This window comes from Clostridioides sp. LIBA-6822 (genome assembly GCF_056688955.1).
The window spans coordinates 3,041,679-3,067,516 of the sequence record NZ_CP196995.1; the positions used below are offsets into that span (position 1 = coordinate 3,041,679).

General features: G+C 28.9%; 23 protein-coding genes. 1 reads left to right on the forward strand and 22 read right to left on the reverse strand.

Annotated features, from left to right (window positions below; genetic code table 11):
- Nucleotides 1-72 precede the first annotated feature (72 nt).
- From ACTG48_RS14765 to ltaE, 19 genes are all read right to left on the reverse strand, one after another.
- Entirely contained in the window at nt 73-714 is a 642-nt protein-coding gene (locus tag ACTG48_RS14765; protein WP_021385534.1) for a thiamine diphosphokinase, read from the reverse strand.
- 8 nt (nt 715-722) lie between these two features.
- The gene (gene rpe, locus ACTG48_RS14770; RefSeq protein WP_021385379.1) at nt 723-1,394 is read right to left on the reverse strand and encodes a ribulose-phosphate 3-epimerase; all 672 of its coding nucleotides are present in this window, start codon (nt 1,392-1,394) and stop codon (nt 723-725) included.
- A 4-nt stretch (nt 1,395-1,398) separates the two neighbouring features.
- Complete coding sequence (gene rsgA, locus ACTG48_RS14775) at nt 1,399-2,283, reverse strand: ribosome small subunit-dependent GTPase A (protein ID WP_479917251.1); 885 nt, start codon at nt 2,281-2,283, stop codon at nt 1,399-1,401.
- A 97-nt stretch (nt 2,284-2,380) separates the two neighbouring features.
- A complete protein-coding gene (gene ymfI, locus ACTG48_RS14780; protein WP_479917252.1) occupies nt 2,381-3,118 on the reverse strand; it encodes an elongation factor P 5-aminopentanone reductase in 738 nt (245 codons plus the stop codon).
- Nucleotides 3,119-3,225: 107 nt separating this feature from the next.
- Complete coding sequence (gene prkC / locus ACTG48_RS14785; protein ID WP_021385376.1) at nt 3,226-5,247, reverse strand: PASTA domain-containing Ser/Thr kinase PrkC; 2,022 nt, start codon at nt 5,245-5,247, stop codon at nt 3,226-3,228.
- A 16-nt stretch (nt 5,248-5,263) separates the two neighbouring features.
- Entirely contained in the window at nt 5,264-6,016 is a 753-nt protein-coding gene (locus tag ACTG48_RS14790; protein ID WP_021385496.1) for a Stp1/IreP family PP2C-type Ser/Thr phosphatase, read from the reverse strand.
- Between the two features lie 19 nt (nt 6,017-6,035).
- Entirely contained in the window at nt 6,036-7,067 is a 1,032-nt protein-coding gene (gene rlmN, locus ACTG48_RS14795) for a dual-specificity RNA methyltransferase RlmN (protein ID WP_021385364.1), read from the reverse strand.
- 8 nt (nt 7,068-7,075) lie between these two features.
- The gene (gene rsmB, locus ACTG48_RS14800) at nt 7,076-8,401 is read right to left on the reverse strand and encodes a 16S rRNA (cytosine(967)-C(5))-methyltransferase RsmB (RefSeq protein ID WP_021385566.1); all 1,326 of its coding nucleotides are present in this window, start codon (nt 8,399-8,401) and stop codon (nt 7,076-7,078) included.
- Between the two features lie 61 nt (nt 8,402-8,462).
- Complete coding sequence (locus ACTG48_RS14805) at nt 8,463-9,164, reverse strand: zinc metallopeptidase (protein ID WP_021385405.1); 702 nt, start codon at nt 9,162-9,164, stop codon at nt 8,463-8,465.
- Between the two features lie 65 nt (nt 9,165-9,229).
- Nucleotides 9,230-9,982 (reverse strand): DUF116 domain-containing protein, encoded by a 753-nt coding sequence (locus tag ACTG48_RS14810; protein WP_021385401.1) that lies wholly within the window; start codon nt 9,980-9,982, stop codon nt 9,230-9,232.
- Nucleotides 9,983-9,991: 9 nt separating this feature from the next.
- Nucleotides 9,992-10,921 carry a methionyl-tRNA formyltransferase gene (gene fmt / locus ACTG48_RS14815; RefSeq protein ID WP_021385518.1) on the reverse strand — a complete coding sequence of 310 codons (930 nt, stop codon included), beginning with the start codon at nt 10,919-10,921 and terminating at the stop codon, nt 9,992-9,994.
- Nucleotides 10,922-10,935: 14 nt separating this feature from the next.
- Complete coding sequence (gene def, locus ACTG48_RS14820) at nt 10,936-11,376, reverse strand: peptide deformylase (protein ID WP_021385382.1); 441 nt, start codon at nt 11,374-11,376, stop codon at nt 10,936-10,938.
- 17 nt (nt 11,377-11,393) lie between these two features.
- Nucleotides 11,394-13,883: a primosomal protein N' gene (priA, locus tag ACTG48_RS14825; protein ID WP_479917253.1), complete on the reverse strand. Its 2,490-nt coding sequence runs from the start codon at nt 13,881-13,883 to the stop codon at nt 11,394-11,396.
- A gap of 278 nt (nt 13,884-14,161) precedes the next feature.
- The gene (coaBC, locus tag ACTG48_RS14830; RefSeq protein WP_021385549.1) at nt 14,162-15,361 is read right to left on the reverse strand and encodes a bifunctional phosphopantothenoylcysteine decarboxylase/phosphopantothenate--cysteine ligase CoaBC; all 1,200 of its coding nucleotides are present in this window, start codon (nt 15,359-15,361) and stop codon (nt 14,162-14,164) included.
- Between the two features lie 4 nt (nt 15,362-15,365).
- Nucleotides 15,366-15,632 (reverse strand): DNA-directed RNA polymerase subunit omega, encoded by a 267-nt coding sequence (gene rpoZ, locus ACTG48_RS14835; RefSeq protein WP_021385513.1) that lies wholly within the window; start codon nt 15,630-15,632, stop codon nt 15,366-15,368.
- A 2-nt stretch (nt 15,633-15,634) separates the two neighbouring features.
- Nucleotides 15,635-16,252 carry a guanylate kinase gene (gmk, locus tag ACTG48_RS14840; protein WP_021385567.1) on the reverse strand — a complete coding sequence of 206 codons (618 nt, stop codon included), beginning with the start codon at nt 16,250-16,252 and terminating at the stop codon, nt 15,635-15,637.
- Nucleotides 16,253-16,281: 29 nt separating this feature from the next.
- Nucleotides 16,282-17,163, reverse strand: a complete 882-nt coding sequence (locus ACTG48_RS14845; protein ID WP_021385520.1) for a YicC/YloC family endoribonuclease — start codon at nt 17,161-17,163, stop codon at nt 16,282-16,284.
- A gap of 3 nt (nt 17,164-17,166) precedes the next feature.
- Nucleotides 17,167-17,997, reverse strand: a complete 831-nt coding sequence (dapF, locus tag ACTG48_RS14850; RefSeq protein ID WP_021385362.1) for a diaminopimelate epimerase — start codon at nt 17,995-17,997, stop codon at nt 17,167-17,169.
- Between the two features lie 288 nt (nt 17,998-18,285).
- Entirely contained in the window at nt 18,286-19,320 is a 1,035-nt protein-coding gene (gene ltaE / locus ACTG48_RS14855; protein ID WP_021385487.1) for a low-specificity L-threonine aldolase, read from the reverse strand.
- A gap of 294 nt (nt 19,321-19,614) precedes the next feature.
- On the opposite strand from ltaE, the gene ACTG48_RS14860 reads away from it, so the two are divergent.
- Complete coding sequence (locus ACTG48_RS14860; protein ID WP_479917254.1) at nt 19,615-21,390, forward strand: Rqc2 family fibronectin-binding protein; 1,776 nt, start codon at nt 19,615-19,617, stop codon at nt 21,388-21,390.
- Nucleotides 21,391-21,587: 197 nt separating this feature from the next.
- On the opposite strand, the gene cplR is transcribed toward ACTG48_RS14860, so the two are convergent.
- From cplR to pyrR, 3 genes are all read right to left on the reverse strand, one after another.
- The gene (cplR, locus tag ACTG48_RS14865; RefSeq protein WP_479917255.1) at nt 21,588-23,249 is read right to left on the reverse strand and encodes an ABC-F type ribosomal protection protein CplR; all 1,662 of its coding nucleotides are present in this window, start codon (nt 23,247-23,249) and stop codon (nt 21,588-21,590) included.
- A 290-nt stretch (nt 23,250-23,539) separates the two neighbouring features.
- Nucleotides 23,540-24,748: a uracil-xanthine permease family protein gene (locus ACTG48_RS14870; RefSeq protein WP_021385440.1), complete on the reverse strand. Its 1,209-nt coding sequence runs from the start codon at nt 24,746-24,748 to the stop codon at nt 23,540-23,542.
- A gap of 283 nt (nt 24,749-25,031) precedes the next feature.
- A complete protein-coding gene (pyrR, locus tag ACTG48_RS14875) occupies nt 25,032-25,565 on the reverse strand; it encodes a bifunctional pyr operon transcriptional regulator/uracil phosphoribosyltransferase PyrR (protein WP_021385574.1) in 534 nt (177 codons plus the stop codon).
- Between the last annotated feature and the right edge of the window lie 273 nt (nt 25,566-25,838).

Below are 25,838 nucleotides of genomic sequence, written 5' to 3' on the forward strand. Positions count from 1 at the left end.
GATACAATCATAAATATATTTTACTTGATTGTATCTGCTTTGTAATATAAAATCAATTGCCAAAATCGACTTTTATAAATTTCTAACTACAAGTACACACCCTTGCTCTACTTTAATACTACAAGAATTACTCAACATAACATTTGACATTCCAATAGGTACAGAGTATTTCATATAATAGTTATCTAGAGGGTATTCTAAACCAGTAAGTGTTACACCTTTAGCATCTCCTTTTAGAGCTATTACAGAAATAGTATCACCTGCATTTCCATGTAAAGTAATTTCCTCATTCATAACTATATACATCTCTTCTTTATCAGAGAATATTCTAGAATATATACCATCTTCTTTTAGATAGTATAATAGATTTATATTGGTAATAGTATGGTCAATCCTTCCACCTAAAGCTCCAAAAAAATCAATATGATTTGCTTTAAGAGTTTTGGCTAAAAAAAGACAAAGCTCTGTATCAGTCTCATCTTTCTTAGATGGAAATTTTTCAAATTTAACACCTTGATTTCTGTAAAAATCTACCTTTTCTTCGTCTACTGAATCTAAGTCGCCTAATATATAATCTGGCATGATTTCCATTTTGTAGGCATGATTTGCCCCTCCATCTGCACATATTATACAGTCATAACATTCTTTAATTATAATATTTCTTGTAATTTCGTAATCTTCAATTTCACCATTTAAAATAATACATATTTTCATTCTTAAATTTAAACCAATTCTTCAAGAGAAGCATTCTTTCTAAATAAATTAACTGTTTCTTGAATGTCATCACTTCCAAATATTGCAGAACCTGCTACTATTACATTAGCCCCTGCCTGTACAACTTCAGCCACATTTTTAGGGCTTATACCACCATCAACTTCTATATCAATGTTTAATCCTTGATTATCTATAAGGGCTTTTAACTCTTTAATTTTATCTAAAACACAAGGTATAAATGATTGACCTCCAAATCCAGGATTAACAGACATTAATAATACCATATCTAAATCAGGTAGCACATGTTTAATAGTATCTATTGGTGTAGCTGGATTAAGCACTACACCTGCTTTTATTCCATATGATTTTATGTTTTGTATAGTTCTATGTAGATGCACACAAGCTTCCTGATGAACTGTTATTATGTCACATCCTGCTTTTACAAACTCTTCAATATACTGGTCTGGATTTTCTATCATAAGATGAGCATCAAATACCATATTTATATTTTCTTTTTTTAGGCTTTTAACTACAAGTGGACCTAATGTAATATTTGGTACAAAGTGTCCATCCATTACATCGATATGAAGATATTCACATCCTGCACTCTCTACCTTCTTTACATCCTCTAATAATTTTGCAAAATCTGCTGATAATATTGATGGTGCTAATTTAATCATGTTTCTAATACCTCCTACTGTTATTTTGTCTTATTTCATTTAGTAGCTGTATATAACTATCATATCTTTCTTTAGATATTTCTCCATTTGCAACAGCTTCTTTTATAGCACAATTGGGTTCATTTTCATGAATACATTTTGAACCAAACTTACAATCATTAAATTTATCAAATTCTATAAAATAATCTTTAAGCTCAACTTCTTCTATATCTTCAAGTGCAAGTGAACTAAATCCTGGTGTATCTGCAACCATTCCACCAAATTCCAACTTTAAAAGTTCTGCATGGCGAGTAGTGTGCTTTCCTCTTTTTATTTTATCACTTACCACTCCTGTTTGCAGTTTAAAGTTTTCATCTATTTCATTTAGCAAGCTTGATTTTCCAACTCCAGATGGTCCTGCAAATACTACAACATTTTCTTTTAATTCTTCTTTTACCTTCTCTATATTTAACTTAGTAATATTACTTACTGGGATGACCTTATATCCACTAAGTTCATATATATTTTTAACAGTTTCTAACGTATCATTATCATCTAAATCTGCTTTTGTAAGGATTATTACAGTTTCTAAATTTTCTTTTTCTGCCAAAACTATAAATCTATCTAAAAGAGACAAGTTTGGTTTAGGATTTTTTATTGCAAATACTATTAATGCCTTATCTACATTTGCTATAGGAGGTCTTATGAGTTCTGTATCTCTAATATCTATTTCTTCTAAGATACCTTTTTTTTCGTCTTCATCAACAACACTTATCTTCACTCTATCTCCAACTAAAGGTGTTATTTTTTTCTTTCTAAATATTCCTCTAGCTTTACATTCATAAAGACCATTGTCTGTATCTACATAATAAAATCCACTAATCCCCTTTATAATTTTTCCTTCTAGCATCAAATGCCTCCCTTTATAAAATTTATATAAACATATACTGTTTCTAAGCAGTATATCGTGTTATTGTTTCCTATTTTTATATAATACCACATTTTTTTTAAATAACAAATCCTCCGTTTGGACTAATTACTTGACCAGTGATAAAATTTGATTTATCCGATGCTAAGAAAATAGCACAATTTGCTATATCTTCTGGGGTTCCAAGCCTCATTAGAGGAGTTTCTTCTACAAGAACATTTATATCTTCTTTATTATATTCAGATAACATGTCAGTATCAATAACACCTGGAGCTATACTATTTACTCTAATATTTGATGGTCCAACTTCTTTAGCTAATGCCTTTGTCATACCTATTATACCTGCTTTTGTTATAGAGTAATGTACTTCACAAGAAGCACCTGATATTCCCCAAATCGAAGATATATTAATTATATTCCCTTTTTTTTCTGATATCATGTATTTTAAAGCAACTTGTGAACAATAAAAACTTCCTTTTAAGTTAATATTCATCATACTATCCCAGTCTTCATCAGTTATATCTGTAAATAACTTGTCTTGACTTATACCAGCATTATTTACGAGTACGTCCACCCCCCCAAATTCTTTTATGCAATAATCTATCATATTCTCTACATCTACTCTATTTGAAATATCTGCTTTAAATAATTTTACAGAAAAATTTTTTTTACTTAATTTAGTATACAACTCTTTAGCTTCATTTTCTGACTTATTAAAGTTTATTAATACATTATATCCTTCTTTTGCAAAAGCTTCACACATAGCTTTGCCAATACCTCTAGAGCCTCCTGTAATTAAAACTGTTTTATTTTCCATAAACTCTTTTCTCCTTTATTATAACCAATTCCATATTTTATACAAAACAAACTGCCCCTTTAAAGAAAATATTTTCCATAAAAGGACAGCTCTTATTTTGCTAACATTTATTCTGTTTTACCAATATTTCCGCCAGTTCCAGATGGAGTTTCTCCATTTCCTCCTGAGCTTGAGCCTCCTGAGTTATCTCCACTATTTCCTGAGTTTGAGCCTCCTGAATTATCTCCACTATTTCCTGAATTTGAACCTCCTGAATTATCTCCATTATCTCCTGAGTTACTACCGTTGTTTCCTGAGTTTCCTCCACTATTTCCTGAGTTTGAACCTCCTGAATTACTACCGTTATTTCCTGAATTTCCTCCACTATTTCCTGAGTTTGAACCTCCTGAGTTACTGCCGTTATTTCCTGAGTTTGAACCAGGTGTTTTTGTATCATCATCATCAGGTGTTGTTGGTGTTTTGTCTGGTGTTGTTGGTGTCTGTGTATTTGATTTTTCTGAACCTTTACTCACATATAGGTTTATCTCATCGCCCTCTTGAACTCTTGATGAACTAGCTCCTGGACTTTGATTTAAAACTGTACCTTCTTTATATATTGAACTGTACTCATACTTAACTGTCCCCACTTTTAAGTTATTTTCCTCAATAAGTTGCTTTGCATTACTTAAAGTAAGTCCTACTACATTAGGAACAGAAGCCTGATTTGCACCTTTGCTTACAACAACATTTATAGTATCACCCTTCTTAACATTTGTGCTTCCTCCTTCAGGTGTCTGTGATATTATACAGTTTTCATCGACCTCACTACTATACTCTTCACTTTTTACACTTAAGGATAATCCTTCTTTTTCAACAGCACTTTGAGCTTCTTCCAAAGTCATATTTACAAGATTAGGAACACTCAGAGACTTACTGCCAAACCCTCCTGCAAATAAAAATTTATATGCTAGGAATACTTGAGCACATAATATTACTATTAAAACAGCTGCAATTACTTTTAATCTTTTTCTAGACTTTGGACTTTCCTGTTTTTTCTTCTTTTTCTTAGCCCTCTTACTTGTAGTATTCTTAGGTTTCTGATTCTTTTTAGCTCTCATTATCTCTTCCTCATCTTCATCTTCTTCATCATCGTCTTCATAAAAATCATCATAGTAATCATCATCTTCATCCAAATCAGCAACTTCAACAGGCTTAACTACTTTTTCGGGAGCTGGCTTTGCAAGTATTGGATTTACAACTTTATTAATTTCCTTTTCATCAATTTTCTTAGTTGCAAAATCATCATATTCTTTTATAAAATCTAAATCAATGTTTTTTTCTATATACTCGATATCTTCTATCAACTCTTCAGCAGTTTGGTATCTGTCTGCACTAGATTTTTCTGTAAGCTTTTTTATTGTAGTTCTTACACTTTGAGGAATTCTAACTTTTTCTTCTGATGTAAAATCTATATCATCATTAATGTGTTGAAGAGCTATAGAAATTGGACTATCTCCCCTAAATGGAACTTTTCCTATCAACATTTCATATAAAACTATACCTAAAGAATACAGGTCAGCATTATTAGTTACAAATTTACCTTTGGCTTGTTCTGGTGAAAAATAATGTACTGAACCGATTATACTACCAATATTGGTCATTGTTGAGTTTGAGACAGCTTTAGCTATACCAAAATCAGCTACTTTTACTACTCTTCCTTCATTGGATATGAGGATATTATGAGGTTTTATATCTCTATGTATAATCCCTTTTTTATGTGCAGCACTAAGTGCCATAGCTATCTGTTTTGTTATATCTAATGCAGTATATTCATCTAATATACCTTCATCTTGTATAATCTCTTTTAGATTCTTACCATCTACAAACTCCATTACAATGTAGTGAACTTTTCCATCTTCACCAACATCATAAACATTTACTATATTTGGATGAGAAAGACTAGCTACTGCCTCTGCCTCTCTTTTAAATTTTGTTAAAAATTCATCGTCATCTACAAATTCAGGTCTAAGTACCTTAAGTGCAACAGTCCTGTTTAATAACCTGTCTTTAGCCTCATATACAAAGGCCATACCTCCATCACCAATCTTTCTGATGATTTCATATCGATTTCCTAAAATTGTATCTCCCACAATATCACCGTCCTAATTATACTTTTATCACTATAACCGAAACATTATCTTTACCAGAAACATCATTGGCCATACTTATCAATTCTTCACTTATATTACTAATTCTCTCGTATTCATAATCTAATATTAAATCTCTTATATCTTCATCATCAATAAACCCAGTTAATCCATCTGTCGCAAGAAGTATTATATCACTTTTTTTAATTTCTTTCTTAAAAATATCTACAACAACCATATCATCTGTTCCAATTGCTCTAGTTATTCTATTCCTTTGTGGATGTCTTCTCGCCTCTTCTTCTGTAATAACATGAGCCATCATAAGTTCTTCAACCACGGAATGGTCTATAGTTATTTTATCAAATTTTTCATCTGTTAACAAATAACATCTGCTATCTCCAACATTTGCCACATATAAGACATTGTTATACACTATAGCTGTAACTAATGTAGTTCCCATTCCTTCAAACTCTATATCTTCCATAGATTTATTGTGCACAATTGAGTTTACATTATTATAAGCCTGTTTTAATATATCATCTATATAGTCTATTTTTACATTATCATGTTGTAATAAGTTTTCTTTTAGAAAATCAATTATATTTTCTACTGCTAATTTACTGGCGACCTCACCCTTTTTATGTCCGCCCATTCCATCAGCTATGGCAAATATTCCTATTGGACCATGTTCTGTATCTATAACTTCTCCCTCACAGTAGTCTTCATTGTTTTTTCTTATTTTACCTATATGGGAGGCACAACTATAAACCATACGACTTCCTCCTTACAAATTACTTGTATTTTCTTCTCAATTGACCACAAGCTCCACTAATATCAGAACCCATAGACATTCTAACTGTAGCAGGTATATTATTTTTCTCCAAACTATCCCTAAATTTATAAATAAATGCTTTATCAGGCTTTTCATATTCTCTTTCTTCGACTTTGTTTATTGGAATTAAATTTACATGGCAGAGCATACCTTTTAGGAGCTTAGCTAATGCCTTTGCTTCTTGTTCTGAGTCATTTACTCCTTTTATAAGAGAATATTCAAATGTGACCCTTCTATTTGTCTTTTTTATATAGTATCTACATGCATCCAATATTTCTTTAATAGAGTAAGCATTTGCTACAGGCATAATTTTTCGTCTTTCTTCATCATATGGAGAATGAAGTGATAAAGCTAAATTTATGGCTATTTTTAAATCTGCCAATTCATACATTTTAGGTACTATTCCACAAGTTGAAAGAGTTATGTGTCTATACCCTATATTAAGACCATTTTTTTCATTAATTATTTTTAAAAATTGTTTTGTATTTTCAAAATTATCAAGTGGTTCACCACTTCCCATCAATACAAGATTTGATACTCTCTTTCCAGTATCTTCTTGAATTTTAATAACTTGGTCTAAAATCTCCCATGGTTCTAAGTTTCTAATCAATCCATCCATTGTAGATGCACAGAAATTACATCCCATTCTACAACCCACTTGATTGGAAATACAGACAGTAACCCTACTATCATAATCCATCATCACAGTTTCTATTATATTTCCATCATCTAATAAAAACAAATATTTTTTTGTACTATCTACCTTAGACTCTAACTTTAATTCTATATCTATATGTCCTATACATGAAACTTCTTCTAATTTATTTCTCAAACTTTTTGGTATATTATTCATATCATCAAAAGTTTTTGCACCCTTATATATCCAAGCAAATATTTGACTTCCTCTAAAGGGCTTTTCATCTATAGTCTTCATAAATTCTTTAAGTTCATCTTCAGTAAAATTTTTTAATACTACCTTTTTCTTTTCCATTATCTTCACTACCTTATTCTCTTTAATTTTGCTATGAAAAAACCATCTATACCATGAATATTAGGATATATCTTTAAATACCCTTTGTCTTGATTATCCAAGTCTACATTTACTGTATCAATTGGAGTCAATTCAAAATTATTATTTTCTTCAATAAAAGAAGTAACTATATTTATATTTTCCATATCTTGAATTGTACATGTACTATATACTAAAGTTCCACCAATTTTAACATACTTTGATGCATTTTCTAAAATTTTCTTTTGTATAGAAGTAATATCTTTTAAGTCTTCTTCTTTCTTGTATTTAATTTCTGGCTTACGTCTTATTATACCAAGCCCAGAACAAGGAACATCTGCTAAAACATAATCAAATTCACTTATACTATTTTCATCAATTTCAGAAGCATCAAACTTTTCTACACAGACATTTTTAATGCCCAGTCTATTTACAGTAGCTTTTATAAGCTTTAATTTGTGCTCAAAAATATCTCTAGCTATTACTTTACCAGTATTATTCATCAAAGTAGCTAAATGAGTAGATTTTCCACCAGGAGCACTACATACATCCAAAATAGACGAATCTTCTTTTGGGTTAATTACTTTCCCTACTATCATAGAACTTATATCTTGAATTGTAAATAAACCAGCTTTAAATAATTCATTATTTTCTATATTCTTCATTTTTTCGACTTTAATAGCTTCTTCTACCATAGGAACTTTTAAACATACAATACCCATTGCATTTAATTTTTCAATAAGTTCCTCTCTACTTATTTTAAGTGTATTGGTTCTTATATAAATACTCGGCTTTTCATCGTTTGCCTCCAATAAATCTTCAGTAAATTCTTGTCCAAAATTATCTATCCAATTTTTTATAATCCAAGAATTATAAGAATACTTTATAGATAAGTATTTTACACTATCTTCCTCAGTTATGTCCATTATAGTATCTTTACTTCTTATTTCATTTCTAAGAATAGCATTTATAAAACCAGAAGACTTTTTATCATATTTTTTAGATAATTTTACAGTTTCATTGACTGCTGCATAATCTGATATACTATCCAAAAATAAAATTTGATATGTTCCCATTCTTAAAAAGATTTTAACATAAGTTGACATTTTTTTTACTTTTATTTTTGAAAGTTTATTGATTATGTAATCTAAATAATACTTATTTTCTATTACACCATAGATTAACTCTGTTGCAAGTCCTCTATCCATATCACTTATTTCTAAGTTTTTAAAATGTTTATTTATTGCAATATTTGAGTAGTTATTATTTTTCTCTATATCACATAATACTTTAAATCCAATTTCTCTTGCATCCATATAAATTTCTCCCTTTTATTAAACATAAAAAAGGGTTGTTTCTAAACAACCCACTTTACTTTTAGTCATCTCTTCTTTGAGCTATTAGTAACAATCTAAGTAATTGAAGTATTGAAACCAATGCTGCTGCAACATATGTTAAAGCTGCTGCTGAAAGCACTTTTCTACTTTGTCTTGACTCACTCTCATCTATAATACCTAAATTTCCAAGTTGAACAATTGCTCTACTTGAAGCATTAAATTCTACAGGTAATGTTATTATCTGAAACAATACTGAAGCTGAAAACAATAGTATACCAATTTTTAAAAATGGACCAGCCATAATAAATCCTATAAATATTAAAAACCAAGATATACTTGATGCAAAATTTACTACTGGCACTAAGCTACTTCTTATTTGAAGAGGAGCATAACCTTTAGCATGTTGCATTGCATGACCACACTCATGTGCAGCTACTGCAACAGAAGTTATGGAAGTTCCATAATATACATCTTCTGATAATCTTACGACCTTTCTTCTTGGGTCATAGTGGTCACTTAAGTGTCCTCTAACCATTTCTATACTTACATCATACAGACCATTTGAATCAAGTACTCTTCTTGCTGTTTGTTCTCCAGTATATCCTCGACGTGTTCTTACTTTCAAATACTTATTTGTTGTTGAACTCACTTTAAATTGTGCATATGCAGTGAATAGTATAGCTGGAATTAATATAATCATCGTTGGGTCAAATCCCCAAAAACCGCCATATACAGGGTACATAAATAACACTCTCCTAAAATATATTTTTACACATCCTCTTAATATTCACATAGCTTAAAAACAGTTTAATTACAAGCTAATATATTTTTTCCTGTTAAAAAGTCTATAGCTTTTTCAATATCTACCATATCTACATTAGTATTTACACAGGGTCCGTTAGGTCTTTTGTTAAATACACCTAAAACAGGAATTTTTTTTATATCTTGTATTCCAGATGTTAAGTCTCTTTCACATGCAACAGCTATAACAGCTTTAGGTTTATTGTCTATTATAATCTTTCTAGCTAAAGTTCCTCCTGTAGCTACAAATATTTTTACTTTACTTCTTTTCTTCAACTTAGTCAATTCTCCTATATTGCATCTTCCACATTCTTTACAATTATCTATATCATTAGTAACTTTTAATTTACAACTATTCTCTTGAATACAATGAGGTATTAAAATTATTATATCCTCTGGATTAAAATTATATTTATTACTGTATATATATTCATTATTTAACTTTATATATATCCTTCTAATCTCACTTTTTGACATACCAAATGAGGATGCAATGAAAGATATAATGGGAAATAATCCACTGACAATCTTAAAGTTTATTTTCATTATATTTGAGTTAACATTTTTTCCTTTAATTACTCTATAAGTAACTGCTGTTGAAGATAGTATTATAAGTATTAGTGATATTATTATAACATTTATTGCTAAAGAAAATATTTGAGTTAAACTCATTATAAAAAAGTTTACAACTCCTATCAAAATCCCTAATATTAAAATTAAAATCCCAACACTTGTTAAATACTTCTTTATATCTGTCATACTTTTCACCTAACCCAATACTAAACCAGTTTCTATAGTATTCCCTTTTATATATTCACCAACCAACATTCTCTTTTTATTTGGCATCTGAATTTCTTCAATTAAAAGTACCTTATCTTTAGTACTTACTTTTATACCCTCTTTATTTACATCAATTATTGTACCTGCATCTTTTGTGCTTTCTTCATCTAACACTTTGGTTTTCCAAATTTTCATTGTAACACCATTGTAAGTAGTATAAGCACTTGGCCATGGGTTTACACCTCTAACTAAATTGTGTATTTCCATAGCATTTTTTGAAAAATCTATATTGCCTAATGATTTATTCATTATTGGAGCATAAGAAAATTCTTCATGATTTTGTACCTCTCTTGGTGCAGTTCCTTCTCCAATTAACTTTAATGTTTCTTTTAAAGTTTCTGCACCTATGTTCATCATTTTATCATGAAGTTCTCCTGCTGTTATATTATCATCAAGATTCACTTCTGTTTTTAATATCATATCTCCAGTATCTAAACCTTCATCCATGTACATAGTTGTAACACCAGTCTTTTCTTCACCATTTATTATTACCCAATTTATAGGTGCCGCACCTCTATATTTTGGAAGTAAAGAAACATGGACATTTATACATCCAAGTTTAGGAATTTCTAATATGTCTTTTGGAAGTATCTGTCCAAAAGCTACAACCACTATTACATCTGGATTTAAAGATTTCATTGTCTCTATGAATTCTTCATCCCTAGCTTTGATTGGTTGATATACAGGTATATTATTTTCAATTGCAAGCTCTTTTACTGGACTCATGCCTAGTTTCTTACCTCTTCCTTTTGGTTTATCTGGCTGAGTTACAACACCTAATATATCATACTTCTCATCTATTATTTTTTGTAAACAAGGAACCGCTATATCAGGTGTCCCCATAAATACTATTTTCATTAAATCAACTCCTACTACTTTTCTATTCTATCAACAAATAGAATTCCATCTAAATGGTCTATCTCATGACAAAATGCTCTAGCTAAAAGTTCTTCTCCTTCTAACTCTATTGTTTCACCATTTCTATTTAAAGCTCTAACTTTTACATAATTTGGTCTTCGAACATCTCCACCCTCTCCAACAACACTTAAACATCCTTCCTCGTCTATTTGCTCTCCAGATGTTTCTATTATTTCAGGATTTATAAGTTCTATAAGTTCTTCTCCGATATCTATTACTACTACTCTTTTTAAAATTCCAACTTGAGGTGCAGCTAATCCAACACCATCTGCATCATACATAGTTTCTGCCATATCATCTAATAATTGTATTATTTTTTCATCAATTTTTTCAACCTTTTTTGATTTTTTTCTTAATACTGGTTCTCCTATTTGAACTATCTGTCTTAAAGCCATTATATTTCCTCCTAAATTTATAATACACTGTTTGGATTAATATCTATAGATACATTGATATTCTTATCAAATATCAAATCTCGTTTTGTTATACATATATATTTTATTATACCCTTTAACAGATTAATTTCAATATTTTCATCTTTAAAGAGTATCTGCCATCTATAATTTTGATTTATTTTTGATATTGAACATGGGTTTGGACCTAATATAAATCCTAAATCATTTATACCCCTTTTTTCTAATAAATAAATCAATGATGCATGCATATTTTTTATGTTTTTTACTACTAATCTCTCATCTTCACCACTAACAACTACACTCAACATGTTATTAAAAGGAGAATATCCAAATGCTTTTCTTATTTTTATCTCATCTTCATAAAAACCCTCATAGTCATATTCAATAGCATGTTTAATAGCATAGTGTTCAGTATCATATGTCTGAAGTACTACTTTACCCTCTTTATCTGCTCTCCCGGCTCTTCCAGAAACTTGAGTTATCAGTTGAAATGTAGTTTCAAAACTTTTAAAATCTGGAAAATTTAATATCATATCTGCAGATAAAATCCCTACTAAAGTTATATTATCAAAATCTAATCCTTTACTTAACATCTGTGTTCCAATGAGTACATCTGCTTCTTTATCTTTAAATTTATTTAGTATTTCATCTAAAGCACCTTTTTTTGAAGTTGTATCCTTATCCATTCTCAAGGTTCTTATATCTGGAAAAATATTTTTTAATTCTTCTTCAATCTTTTGAGTTCCAACTCCAAAAGGCTTAACATAGTGACTTTTGCACTCAGGACACTCTTTTGGTATTTCTTTCTCATATCCACAATAGTGGCATCTTCCATTATTACTTTTCTTGTGATAAGTTAAAGATATGTCACAATTTTCACACTGAAAAACGTATCCACACTTTCTACAAGATACAAAATTTGCATAACCTCTTCTATTTAAAAACAGTATGACTTGGCTATTCTCTTCAATTGCACAACTTATTTCTTTTTGGAGCTTCAAACTAAATATACTCCTATTCCCCTTGTCCAGTTCATCTTTCATGTCTACCACTTCGATGTTTGGAAGAGGTTTATCATTTGCTCTATTTTTTATATTTATAAGTTTGTATTCTCCAGATTTTGCTTTATAATATTCTTCAATTGAAGGAGTAGCTGAACCTAAAATAAGAGTTAGATTATTTTTTAGTGCCATAAATCTAGCTACTTCTATGGCATTAAATTTTGGATTCTTCTCAGACTTATATGATGACTCATGGAATTCATCAATTATTATAAGACCTAAAGAATTAAAAGGTGCAAATAGAGCTGACCTAGCTCCAATCAAAACTCTTATTCTCCCTGCTTTTACAGCTTTATAGACGTCATGTTTTTCTCCTTCAGATAGTTTACTGTGAAACACTCCAACTAAATCACCAAACCTGCTTTTTAACCTATCTATTGTTTGAGGAGTTAATGCTATTTCAGGAACTAAAAATATACTATCTAAGCCTTGATTTAATGCAAATTCTATTATTTCCATATAAACTTCAGTTTTTCCACTTCCAGTTACGCCATGAATTAAGTATGGTTTCTTCTCATTCACAAACATATCTGACTTTATCTCATCAACCGCTTGTTGTTGCTCATTGTTTAATTTTATACTTTTTGATATAGATTTGTAAATACTTTTTGGCTCTCTATAGTAATCCTTAAACTCTAATGTTATTAACTTCTTTTTATTTAAAGAATTTATACTTTGTCTTGAGGCATTTAATAAATCTAACAAATCATTTATCTCTACATTTTCATTATTTTTAAGAAAACTTAATATCTCTTTTTGCTTGCTTCCTACATTTATCTTATTTTGTTCTATATAATCATCAATTTTATCATTTTCCAAACTCAAAGATATATAACATACCTTCTTTTCATTTTTATGATTTTTGTATTCCCAACATAGCTTTATAATTCCATTTCTATTCATTGTGTACAAAGAACTATTTAGATTTGGTATATATTTTAACTTATCAACCTTAATTTTTCCTTTACCATCAATTACTTTTTCTAATATCTCTCTATTTTTATCACTCAAAGTCAATATTTTTTCCTTTAATTGAGCTTCGTTTAATCCAGCTAAACTTTCACCTAATAATATCACTTTATAATTATTTAATTTGTATCCTTTTGGATATATTAAATTTATACATTCTATATAAGTACACAAATATCTATTTTTCATCCAATAAACCAATTCTAAGTCTTCTTCTCTAAATATTGGCTTCTCATCCAATATATCAATAATTTCTTTTATCTTTATTTTTTCATCTAAACTATCTGTAAATTGAAATACAAAGGCTTCTGTTGGTCTATTACCTTTTCCAAATGGTACTAATATTCTATGTCCAAGTCTTATAGACTCTGATAAAAATACAGGAATTTGATATGTAAATAAATTATCTGTGTATATAGTATTACTTCTAACTATTACCTTTGCATATTTTTTCATTATAAAACCTCTACTTAAATTTAATCTACTGTTTATATTCTAATATATTTTACAAAATGTTAAAAATATCAGCATTTATAAAAAATTTCAAGTCATTAATAATATTAACCATATCTTAATAGTTAACTATTAATTATATTTTATACTTTATGGCAAAATAAATGCTGAAAACCACAATTTAACTGACATTTGCGAGTTTTTACTCGCTAAAATTAAATTGCAGCTTTCAGCCACTTTAGCTGTGATAAAATACACAAATATCATATTTAAAAAAGTTCTTATCTCTCAAGTAACACTTTAATTTTATTTAAAATAACATTAGCTACTTCTTCTTTTTTCATTTTAGGATACTCAGTAATATTTCCTTCTACATCTATGATTTTTACAATATTAGTATCAGTTCTAAAACCAGCACCCTCTTTAGTTAAATCATTTGCCACAATAAAATCTAGATTTTTCTTTTTTATTTTTCCTTTGGCATGTTCTATAAGGTCGTTAGTTTCAGCTGCAAATCCTACTAATATCCTATCTTCTTTTATTTTTCCTATTTCATAAGCAATATCATAATTCCTACTTAGTTCTATTGATAAATCATCATTCTTCTTTTTAATCTTTTTGTCAGAATAGGTTTTTGGCTTATAATCTGCAACTGCTGCACTTTGAATTACAATTTTATTTTCACTTAAATTTGATACTACTGCTTCATACAAATCCTGTGCTGATTCTATTTTCACAAACTTTTTAAGGTTTTGTGGAATAGAAAGGTTTGTAGGACCTGATATTAATGTTACATCAGCACCTCTAGATATAGCTTCTCTCGCTATAGAATATCCCATTTTACCAGAAGACCTATTAGTTAGGTATCTTACTGGGTCTATGCTTTCTACAGTTGGACCAGCTGTAACTATAATGCTTTGACCTTTTAAATCTTGCTCTTTAGTAAGATTAGCTAAAACTTCCTCTACTATTACATCTGGATTAGCTAATTTACCTGCTCCAATATCTCCACATGCAAGTCTTCCACTTTCTGGTTCAATAAATTTATACCCAAAATCCTTTAACGTTTGAATATTTTTTTGAACAATTGGATTTTCATACATATTAGTATTCATAGCTGGTGCCATCAAAACTTGTGCTTTTGTTGCCATAACAGTAGTTGTCAACATATCATCAGCTATACCATTTGCAATTTTTCCTATAATATTTGCACTTGCTGGCACTATTAAAAATAAATCTGCCTTTTTTGCTAATGATATATGCTCAACTTCCCAAGTTTTTGGTTCTTCAAACATATCTTCTACTACATAATTTTGACTTAGTGATTGAAGTGTAAGTGGTTTAACAAATTCTGTTGCCGATTTTGTCATTATAACATGGATATTTGCATTTAGTTTTTTTAACTTACTTACAACATCACAAGCCTTATATGCAGCTATTCCGCCGCTTATGCCAATTACAACAGTTTTATCTTTTAGCATGACCTTACTCCTCTTCTGAAATTTGTTTGTGTTGCTCAGCATGGTGTCTAGCTTCTTCTATCTCTATTTCTTCTTCTGTCAATAATCTGTATGTTATTTTTCCACTTGCAACTTCCTTAGTTGCTACACATACAGGCTTCTCTTTAGCTTTATTTGAAACGTATGGCTCTTCTCCATCAATTAATTTTCTTGCTCTCTTTGAAACAGTTCCTACTAAATAGTATCTGTTGTCTATTTTTTCTAGTACCTCATTGATAGATGGTTTTAACATAATTATAATTCCTCCTTGAATTTCTCTATTATAATATTTTTATATCTGCTAACTTTATTCTTTTCAGATGATATTATACCTTCTATTTCTTTAGCAGATGTTTTTACATCTTCATTAAATATAAAATAATCATAATCCTTAATCATTTTAATTTCTTCATATGCACAGCTAAATCTTTTCTCTATTTCAGCTTCTGTTTCTGTACCTCTTCCAACAATTCTATTTTTTAGTTCTTCAAGTGATGGTGGTAGTACAAATATAAATACTCCCTCTGGACAAACTTCCTTTATTTGTCTTGCTCCCTGCATTTCAATCTCTAATAGTACATCTTGCCCTTTTTCTAAACATTCCATTATTGCTGCTTTTGGAGTTCCATAAAAATTATCATAAATTTGAGCATACTCCAAAAACTCACCTTTTTCTATCATTGCTTCAAACTTATCCTTACTTATGAAGAAATAATTTACTCCATCAACTTCTCCAGTTCTTGGCTTTCTTGTAGTAGCTGATACAGAAAGTTTTATTGTATCATTTTCTTTAAGTAGTTCTTTGCAAATAGTACCTTTTCCTGCACCTGATGGTCCTGATACAACTAGCAATAATCCTTTTTTCACAAACATTTAAATATTCCCCTTCTAATATTGTATTCTTACTCTATATTTTGTATTTGTTCTCTTATTTTTTCTAATTCGCTTTTTAGTTCTACTACTAAATTAGTTATATTTATATCAGAGGACTTTGAACCTATAGTATTAGTCTCTCTATTCATCTCTTGTATTAGGAAATCTATTTTTCTACCTATAGAATCGTCTTTAAATATAGTGTTTTTAAGTTGACCTATATGACTTTTAAATCTAACTATTTCTTCTGTTATACTGCTTTTATCTGCATATATTGCAACTTCTTGTGCCAATCTATTTTCATCCATTATACTTGGGTCATCTAACAATTCGCTTATTCTCAAATTCAATTTTTCTCTATAATCTTCTACAACACTGCTTGAATATTTTTCAATTTCTTCTATATGAGCTTTTAATAAATCACATCTCATAGTAATATCTTCTGCTAATTTTTTACCTTCTTCTCTTCTCATTTCTTTTAATTTTATTAATGCATCTTCAACAGCTTGATTCAACATTGACCATAATAAGTCTTCATCGTCTTCTTTTTCTTCTATTTTTACAATATCAGGAAACCTTGCAACATTCATAACACTAATATCATCTATAATATCGAATTTATTTTTTATTTCTTTTAATATATCTATATATTGAGAAGCTAGTCCTTCATCAAAGTTTAAGTTTACATCTTCTTTGCCTAATAAGTCAAATTTTATGTATAAATCTACTCTTCCTCTTTTTACATAATTTTTCACTAAATTTCTAACTTTATCCTCTAAAAATGAAATTTTTCTTGGAAGACGTATATTTATATCTGAATACTTATGATTTATCGTTTTACATTCTACTAAAAAATAATAATTGTCATCTTTGTATTCTCCTCTTCCAAAACCAGTCATACTTATAGCCATTACTTAATCCTCCAAAACACCTTCACATATTTTTACTGCTGGACCTGTCATATAAGAGAACTCTCCTACATCTATTTTAACTGTTCCTCCTTGAGAAGTTACATTTACACTACTCTCTACCATATTAAGTAAATTACATACTATTGCTGATGCAGTCATACCAGTCCCACAGCCTAAAGTATATCCACAACCTCTTTCCCAAGTGTAGACATGTATATTATACTTATCTTCTACCTTTACAAAATTTACATTCGTTTTTTCAGGAAATATTTTATTATTTTCAATCTCTTTTCCATATTTACAAACATCATCTACATCTAGTTCATCTACTATAACTACCGTATGAGGAACCCCCATCAACATAGAAGTAAGCTTGAATTCCCTATCTAAAACTTTTATACTTTCTTGCACAAAACGTTTTTTATCTGTAGATACTGGAACATCTTTAGCTATAAAACTTCCTTCTCCCATATTGACTCTTATAGAGTTTATTTCACTATTTGTAAGATTTATTTTTATATCTTTTATACCATCTAATGTATCTACTGTAAAATTTTCTTTTTTGACTATACCATTATCATAAACAAATTTACAAAAACATCTAAGACCATTTCCACACATGGCTGCTCTTGAACCATCAGAATTGTAATATACCATTTCTATATCTGCAACTTTTGAATCTTTTACAACTAATAAGCCATCCGCTCCTACAGAAAATCTTCTATGGCATACTTTTTTTGCTAAAGAAGTATAATTCGATGAATCTATCTGGTCGAATCTTCCATCTATTGCAATAAAATCATTCCCTATTCCATGTAGTTTCCAAAATTTCATAAGTATCGCTCCTTTGTAAATTAACACTTAAACTATTATAACATAAAAAAATTCCCATAAACTTATAATTTATGGGAAAAGTTTTGTAATGACAACTATAATTTGAGGATGTGAGGGAGAGTTGCCATTACAATTAGGGTAATTATATTATGTTTTTAAGTTAGTTCTTTCTATGTTTATATAATAATATTTCTATATGAATTTTATGTATGTTTTATTTAAACTGTCTATGAATTTTATAATTAAATATCTAATAACTAGCTATAGTTCTCTTTTAGTAGCTTTCTATTAACATACACCTATTAGCTCTTTAAGTGTTTTTAAAACATAGTCTAAATCTTCTTTAGTAACATCTACATGAGTTACAAATCTATACTCACCATTTTCCATTTTGTTAATTTTTATATTTCTTTCAAAAAATTCTTTTATTAAAACATCTTCTTTTATAACGTCTTCACTCATTTTAAAGAATACCATACTTATGTCTGGATTAATGTTATTTACTTCAATACCCTCAATTTTATTTAATTCACAAGCTAAATACTTTGCATTTTCGTGGTCTTCATTTAATCTTAATGTCATTTTTTCAATGGCAATTATACCAGCAGCTGCAACTATACCAACTTGTCTCATTCCCCCACCCATAATTTTTTGCTTTCTTCTAGCTTTTGCTATGAATTCTTTACTTCCAGCAAGTATAGAACCCATTGGTGCAGCTAATCCTTTTGATACGCAGAACATAACACTATCACAACACTTTGCTATTTCTTTAGGTTCTACACCTAAAGTTAAAGCTGCATTAAATAATCTTGCTCCATCTAGATGTACTGGTAAGTTATGTTTCTCAGCTATTTTTTTAATTTCTCTTAAATTGTCAAGACTTACAACAGTTCCACCTGAATATGCATTTTCTACACATATAAGACCTGTTTGTGGTTCATGTATGTCATCTCTTCTAATTGCCTTTTCAACAAGCTCAGGATTAAGAGCTCCATTTTCATCTTCATCTATAGTTCTAAGTTGAACTCCAGCTATTACAGCAGGTGCTCCAACTTCATGAGTTACAATGTGATAACCTTTACCAATAATAATTTCTTGTCCTCTTAGACAGTGAGTAAATAAAGCTAGTTGATTTCCAAAAGTTCCACTTGGAAGAAAAATAGCATCTTCTTTTCCAACTTTAGCTGCTGCTAATTCTTCAAGTTTATTTACAGTAGGGTCATCCCTAAAGATTGAATCTCCAACAGGAGCCTTTGCCATAGCTTCTCTCATTTCATCAGTAGGCATAGTAACAGTATCACTTCTTAAATCAATAAATTTCATTTTTTCAACCTTCTTTCATATTTATATACTATGACACTTTAAAATTGATTTATTTTTTAAAGTTCATATATTGTAACAACTTATACTTTACACAATAATTATACTATATTTATTTTACATTTAATCAACTTTAAATTATTAATTTTAAAATATAGTATTTCCTTTCATAGTAAGTATAAATAATTATTCAATTTAAATATTACTCTCTCGTTTAAATTTCCCCTAGTCACAAAGCATATATTATGTGTATAATTAATTTACTGACTATTTTGGTCAAAGAAAGGGGTGCTATACATGGCATTAGATGGATTAGTTATACATTCAATAGTAGATGAATTATCAGCAAAACTTACAGGTGGAAAAATAGATAAAATACATCAACCTGAAGATGATGAGGTAATTTTTAATATAAGAAATAATAAAGAAAATTTTAGATTAGTTTTAAGTGCAAGTGCTTCAAATCCTAGGGTTTATCTTACAAGCAATTATCAAAAAGAAAACCCTCTAAAGGCACCTATGTTTTGTATGTTACTTAGAAAATACATACAAGGTGGTAACATAGTAGAAATTTCTCAAATAGGTTTTGAAAGAATAATAAAAATAAGTGTTGAATCTTTGGATGAACTAAAAGAAAAGACAATTAAAAATATTATGATTGAAATTATGGGAAGACACAGCAACATAATAATAACTCATGGTGAAGATAACAAAATTATAGATTCAATAAAAAGAGTACCTTTTAGCATCAGTAGGGTTCGTCAAGTTTTACCTGCACATAGCTATTCATTACCACCAAAACAAGATAAACTTAATCCTCTTGATAATATATCTAACGATTTGTTTATTAGTAACTTGAATGAATTTGAAGGGCCTATTTTTAAGTCCATATATTCTAAATTTCTAGGTATAAGCCCTACTATAGCCAAAGAAATTTGTTACCGAGCAAATGTAAATCAAAGTACTTCTATAAAGGATGTTTCTAACGAACAATTCAATTCTTTATACAAAGAATTTTGTAGTTTGTTCAGTGATATAAATGCTAGTAAATACTCACCTTGTATTGTTATAGATAAAAAAGTGGATAAAGTAGTCGATTTCAGTTGTGTAAATCTTACATTATTTAGTGATTTATCATATATCAATAAAGATAGTATGTCTCGTATATTAGAAGATTTCTATAGAACTAAAGATATTAAGGATAGAATCAATCAACGTTCATCTGACTTAAAGAAGAGTATCTCAGTTAAGCTTGATAGACTTTATAATAAACTAAAAAAACAGGAAGAAGAATTATCAGAGTCTGAAAACGCAGATATTTACAAGGTAAAAGGTGAATTGATTACTTCATATATCTATATGGTAGAAAAAGGTATGGAAAGTATTGAGGTTGCTAATTTTTATGATGAAAATTGTAAAAATGTAACTATAGAATTAAATAAAAATTTGACACCATCTGAAAATGCTCAAAAATACTTCAAAAAGTATAATAAAATGAAACATGCTAAAGTTGAAATATCTCATCAGATTTCATTAAATAAGGAAGAAATAGATTACTTGGAAAATATAATTTTAAGTATTGAAAACTGCGAAAATTTAGCTGAATTACAAGATATAAAAGAAGAACTTGCTAAGGTTGGATATATCAAGGCTCAAAAGAAAAACAGTAAAAAGGATACTATCCCTTCTACAAAACCTCATGAGTTTACTTCTTCTGATGGATTTAAGATTTTAGTTGGTAAAAATAATAAACAGAATGACTATCTTACACTAAGACTTGCTGATAATGATGACTTGTGGATGCACACAAAGAACATTCCTGGCTCTCATGTAATAATAAAATGTGCTGGTAAAGAAGTACCTGATAACACTATATTTGAAGGGGCAATGCTAGCAGCATTTTTTAGTAAGTCAAAGCTTTCTTCTCAGGTACCTATAGACTATACTAAAAGAAAAAATGTAAAAAAACCTAGTGGTTCTAAGCCAGGTATGGTTATTTATGAGACTAACAGTACTATTTATGTTACTCCAGAAGAAGAAATGGTTGCCAAGCTTAAAGTTAAATCAGAATAAATTTTAAATTAAATACAAAATTTAATATCAAATAATTATACAATATCATGTTAAATGAAAAAAGGCTATCTCAAAATAGAGATAGACCTCTTTTTCATTTGACATGATGAACATATATTTGATTTCATACAAAAAGAGTGCCTCAAAATGGACTAAAAAGTCCATTTTGAGACACCTCATTTTATATTTAGTCACATTTAATTTTCTGACAAACTATTCTTTATTTTGCTGATTTGTTTTAACAACTCATTATATTCTAATTCATAATGTTCTTTCTTTATATTATCTTTTTCTATAGACAACATAGATATAACATTTGTAAGTCTGTTTTCTAATACCAAAAGATTTTCTTTTTTAGCTTGATTATCTCTACTAGGATTTTTTTTATTTCTATTAATTGTATATTCCTCATAATCACAGTCAAACTCTCTTATTTTAGTATTTTTTATCTCAACAATATAGTTACAAATATGAGATGTAAATACTCTATCATGAGATACTATAAGCATAGTTTTATCAGTATTTATCAGTGCCTTTTCTAATGCCTCCATAGATTTTATATCTAAGTAATTCGTTGGTTCATCAAATACTAAAAAATTATTATCTTCCAATATTATTTTACATAGTGCTATTTTTACCTTTTCTCCACCACTGAGTACTTTTACCTTTTTGTAGACATCATCACCTTTAAATCCAAATAAATTTAAATTTATCCTTATAAAAGATTCATCGAATGAACTATTAACTTTAGTGTTATACAAAACACTCTTTTCTTCATTTAATATACTTTGATGTTGGTCAAAATAGCCTATTTTTACCTTGTTGTTTATTTTTATATGTTCATTTTTATTGTTCAGTATTTCTTTTATCAAAGTACTTTTTCCACATCCATTATCACCTAACAAAGCTATTTTTTTACCTCTTTTTATTTTAAAAGAAACATTATCTAGCAAAAGTTTATTTCCTAAATTTAAAGTCATATCCTTTATCTCTACTAAATTTTTACTAATTATCTCCATACCATCTTGAATCTTAATCTTCATTTCAGCAGAAACCTTAGGTTTATTCTTTATCTCAAGCTTATCAATTCTACTTTTTATAGCTTTCACATTTGAGTCTAATTTTTTCTTATTAGTTTGCCCACCCATTTTGTGTAGTCTTGCCTCAGAGTTACCCATTCGTTTTGGAGTTTTTCTTACACCATCACTTAAAGCTTTTTTGTATAAAAGAGCTTTTTCAAGTCTTTTTTTCTCTTTAACATATTCCTGATATTCAAAATCAGCTCTTTTTACTTCTTCTTCTTTTTGCATTAAATAATCAGTGTAATTGCCTTTATAAGCTTTTAATTTTCCATCCTCTAGCTCCAGTATGGTTGTACATAACTCATCCAGGAAACGTCTATCATGAGATATTAATAATAAGGCTCCCTCATATCTTTTAAACATATTTTCCAAAATCCCAATACTTTTTTTATCTAAGTTTGAAGTTGGCTCATCAGCTATTATTATATTTTTCTTATCACTTAGTGCATCTGCTATCTTTAGCTTAACTTTTTCACCTCCTGATAAGTACTCTTCAAATTTATCAGGAGCATTTAAAAGACTCTTTTCTTTACTATTACTACATATTTCAATATTATTTTCGCTTTGACTTATATATGAATAACTATCTGTAAGATAAATATTCCCTTCATCAATTTCTATTTCACCTAGTATTGCCTTTAATAATGTTGTTTTTCCTTGACCATTTGAACCAACTAGACCTATTTTGTCTCCTTCTGACACTTCAAATTTATCTATATCTAAAATTAATCTATTAGCATAATATTTCTTTAAATTTTCTACTTTTAATAAAAGCATAAAAAAATCCCTCCTTAACGCACTTAAATATAAGGAGAGATTTGCATAAATAGGCATAACAAATAAACGTATAGACTATAATCTACTCTCCTTAATTTAAGCATCATAAATAAAGCCACCAAAATAGGCTTTTCAAAAATTACAATACTTTAAATTATAAAAAATAAATTATATTCTCATTGTCCCAGTTACCTTGCCCTTTCTTTCATTTATTTTTAATCATTATATCAACATTAATTACAAATGTCTATAGAAATTTAATTATTTAAAATTATACAAGTTATTATTTACTATTCTTCAACTTTAAAATCCTTATTATTTAAAATTCTATTTAATACAATTCCGACAATTGCAGCTAAGCTAAGACCTGTTATCTTTACTGTACTTGTTATTGGTATACCTATAGAGATACCTTTATTAGACAGGTATGTTGTTCCAAGACCTATTAGTAATATAACTGCTATTATTAATATATTAATTTTACTTTCTACACAAGAACTATCTCTTATAGTCTTTAATCCTACATAAGTTATCATTGAAAATAGCATTATACTAATTCCGCCCATAACTGAACTTGGTATACTTTGAAGAAATCCTCCAAACTTGCCTACACAAGCAAGTAATATAGCAAAAACTGCTGTACGTCTAAGTATTGAAGGGTCATAGTTTTTAGTTATAGCAAGTACTGCTGTATTTTCTCCATAAGTTGTATTAGCTGGTCCACCTAAACAACCTGCAACTATAGTTGCAAATCCATCTCCAAGTAAAGTTCTGTTTAAACCTGGGTTTTCTATAAAGTTTTTACCTACTACAGCACCATTAGTAGTCATATCTCCTATATGTTCCATAAATACAGCTAGAACAACTGGAGATATAATAACAATGGCTCCTAAGCTGAATTTAGGTATTGTAAAGTTAGGTATTGCAAATAAACTTGCTTCTGTAATTGTAGTTACATCTACTAACCCTAATATCAAGCATATTATATATCCAGAAAAAACAGCTATTAATATTCCCAGTTGCTTTATAAATCCTCTACCAAACTTATTAGTTAAAATTGCTATTGCTAAAGTTATAAATGCTATTACAAAATTCGCTGAAGCCATACTAAAAGCTGTTGGCAATAAATTTAATCCTATAACTACTATCATTGCTCCTGTAACTTGTGCTGGAAAATACAATTTAATTTTATTTACTCCAACTACTTTTACTATAATTGACATTATAATATAAATTAATCCTGCTACTATTATACCTCCTTGAGCATATGCTAAATCTCCACCATATGCTTCTTTAGCTGCTAGTATAACTGGTATAAATGCAAAACTTGAACCTAAAAAGGCAGGTACTTTTCCTTCCGTACAAAAATGAAATATCAATGTACCAACACCAGCACAGAAAATCGCAACTGACGGATTAAAGCCTGTCAAAATGGGAACTAATACTGTCGCTCCAAACATGGCTAATAGATGTTGTAAAGACATTATCGTTTTTTTCATAAAAACCTCCAAAATTATTATATATAAATAAATCCTCTGTTTAATTAATATCTTTTAATTAATTATCATTCCCTAGATTCTACTTTTTAATCTTTATATATTTATTATGCAATCTATCATTATTTTACATTTTACGACATTAAAAACTCAAATAAAGGAGAATAAAGACCACATTAAGACACACATTCATAAAATCATAATATTTATTTTGTGCAATCTATGTAAGCTTTATCCTCCTCCCTGACTATTCAATGCTAAGCTTTTATACAATATTTAAAAATTATTATTCTTTGATTGTAACTGAATCTTCTCCATCAATTTCTAGTAAACTGACAGATATAATTTCATGCCTAGAAGTAGGTACATTTTTTCCTACATAATCTGCTCTTATAGGCAACTCTCTATGCCCTCTATCCACTAATACGGCTAATTGTATTGATTTTGGTCTTCCTATATCTATAATAGCATCCAGTGCTGCTCTTACAGTTCTTCCTGTATATAAAACATCATCAACTAAAACCACAGTTTTATCATTTACATTAAAATCTAAATAAGTTCCTTTAACTACAGGTTCCACATCAATTTTTTCCAAATCATCTCTATACAAGGTTATATCAATATCCCCTGTATCTACTTTTGTTCCTTCTATTTGTTCTATTCTTTTAGAAATTCTATTTGCAATTGGTACACCTCTAGTCTTTATTCCAACTAAAACTAGATTTTCTACACCCTTGTTTCTTTCAATTATTTCATGACTTATCCTAGTAATTGCTCTTGCTATTGCCTTTTCATCCATTAATTGAGCTTTTTCTACCATATCATAATTATTGTCAAATATATAATATATCTTTTTGACAAATCTACTCCTTTCTTTTAATTTTTATAACCTTACTTTTACTTAAATTTTCAATTTAAACAACAAAAAACTCCTCATCACAAGACAAGAAGCTCTTATATAAAAATATACAGTCTAATTTAGCAATTGTCTTACGATATCTCTGTATCGTTTAAAGATAATTTTTATAATTCATTAACTCAAATTATATATTTATATTTCAAATTTTTCAAGCTTTTTTAAGCAAAATACTTT